The 1,387-nt window shown below is 62.4% G+C and carries 2 protein-coding genes; both read left to right on the forward strand.

Annotation, left to right across the window (positions count from 1 at the left end; translation table 11 throughout):
• Positions 1 to 415: substrate binding domain-containing protein (locus ACFFWD_RS36400; protein ID WP_376973907.1), on the forward strand; the 415-nt coding region annotated here is incomplete at its 5' end.
• A gap of 528 nt (positions 416 to 943) precedes the next feature.
• The gene (locus ACFFWD_RS36405; RefSeq protein ID WP_376973909.1) at positions 944 to 1,120 is read left to right on the forward strand and encodes a hypothetical protein; all 177 of its coding nucleotides are present in this window, start codon (positions 944 to 946) and stop codon (positions 1,118 to 1,120) included.
• The last annotated feature ends 267 nt before the right edge of the window (positions 1,121 to 1,387 follow it).

Below are 1,387 nucleotides of genomic sequence, written 5' to 3' on the forward strand. Positions count from 1 at the left end.
TGTGATCTGCGCTTCCCCCAACTACGTCGCGCGCCACGGCGTGCCGCTGAGCCCGGAAGACCTCAAGGATCATGCCTGCATTGCCTATGTCTATTCGGACTCCGTTGACGAGTGGCGGTTGCTGGACAGTGCAGGCAAGGAGCATTCCGTAGCGGTGCGCCACATCATGCGCACCAACAATGGTGATACCGCCCGCGCAGCGGCGCTGGCCGGCCTTGGCATTGTGAGGCAGCCGACCTTCCTGATCGGCGAGGATTTGCGGCGGAAACGGCTGGTGCCCCTGTTGACCGGCTACCGCATGCCTGAAACCGACGTGCTGGCGGTCTATCCCAGCCGCCGCCACCTCAGCGCCAAGGTGCGTGTGATGGTGGATTTTCTGGCCGAGGCGTTTCGCGGCACGCCGCCGTGGGATTAGGGGCGTGCGCCGCGCGAGGCGCATCGGGAAGGTGACGGTTTAGGTCCCCGAGCGGCCGTAAATCTCGCCGGCACGAGCGAAGCCTAGCAACAACATTTGGCTTTGACGCGGAGCTTCGACGCCTCTACTCGACCAAGTCGAAAATTGAACGCCGCTCCACGACTAAGCCGCGCGCTTCCGTTGGATTTTTCGCGATATTGTTGGCGCGCCGCTGTTATCGGAGGTTATCGCCGTCCCACATTTGCGCGTGAGAGCTGAGCGAGTCCAGTTCCCTGCACACTCCGGCCGGGATGGCTTATCTATGGTTTGGGGGCGGCACGAGAATGGGATGCGATGCGGGTGTTTCTAAGCCGGGATACAGGTAGCCCGGAAACTTTGCTGTTGGAGCAGGTCCCCGATCCGAAGGCCGGTCCGAGCCAGCTTCTTGTCGCGATCAAGGCGCAAAGATCACCGATCTTGCTATCCAGGATCTCTATCAGGTCAAGACGCCCCGGCCGTTTGCCCCGGGCGCCGAAATCGCCGTCGGTCGTGGGTGCGGCTGGCGCCGACGTCATCGTCGATCCAGTCGGCGGCTTTCTCGCCAAGCCGGTAATGCGCTGCGCGGCGGAAGGCGGCGGCTATTTGATACTCGGCTTCACCGCCGGCATTGCCTCACCGTCGATGAACCTGCCACTGCAGAAATCCTGCGACATTCTCTGCAACTAGCACGTTCAAGCTGTCGCAGCCTGCGGTCAACGCCCCCCAATCAGACTGAGTCGCTCGCGTTGTACGCGCGCCCCTGCGACGCCGGCAGTCACGGCGACCTTTCCGCTTGACCGGGCAGCGGAAGCCACGAGTTGCCTGCAAGATCGCGGTGCAATGGTCGTGGTGACGATGTAAGATTTCAGCAACGCGCGGAACCGGGAGAGATCCATGAGCAACCCCTATGCGCTGGAAGGGCTGGACCGGTTGCAGGTCGGCCATATTCGGCAT

This window comes from Bradyrhizobium erythrophlei, assembly GCF_042430365.1.
Classification (GTDB): Bacteria; Pseudomonadota; Alphaproteobacteria; order Rhizobiales; family Xanthobacteraceae; genus Bradyrhizobium; species Bradyrhizobium erythrophlei.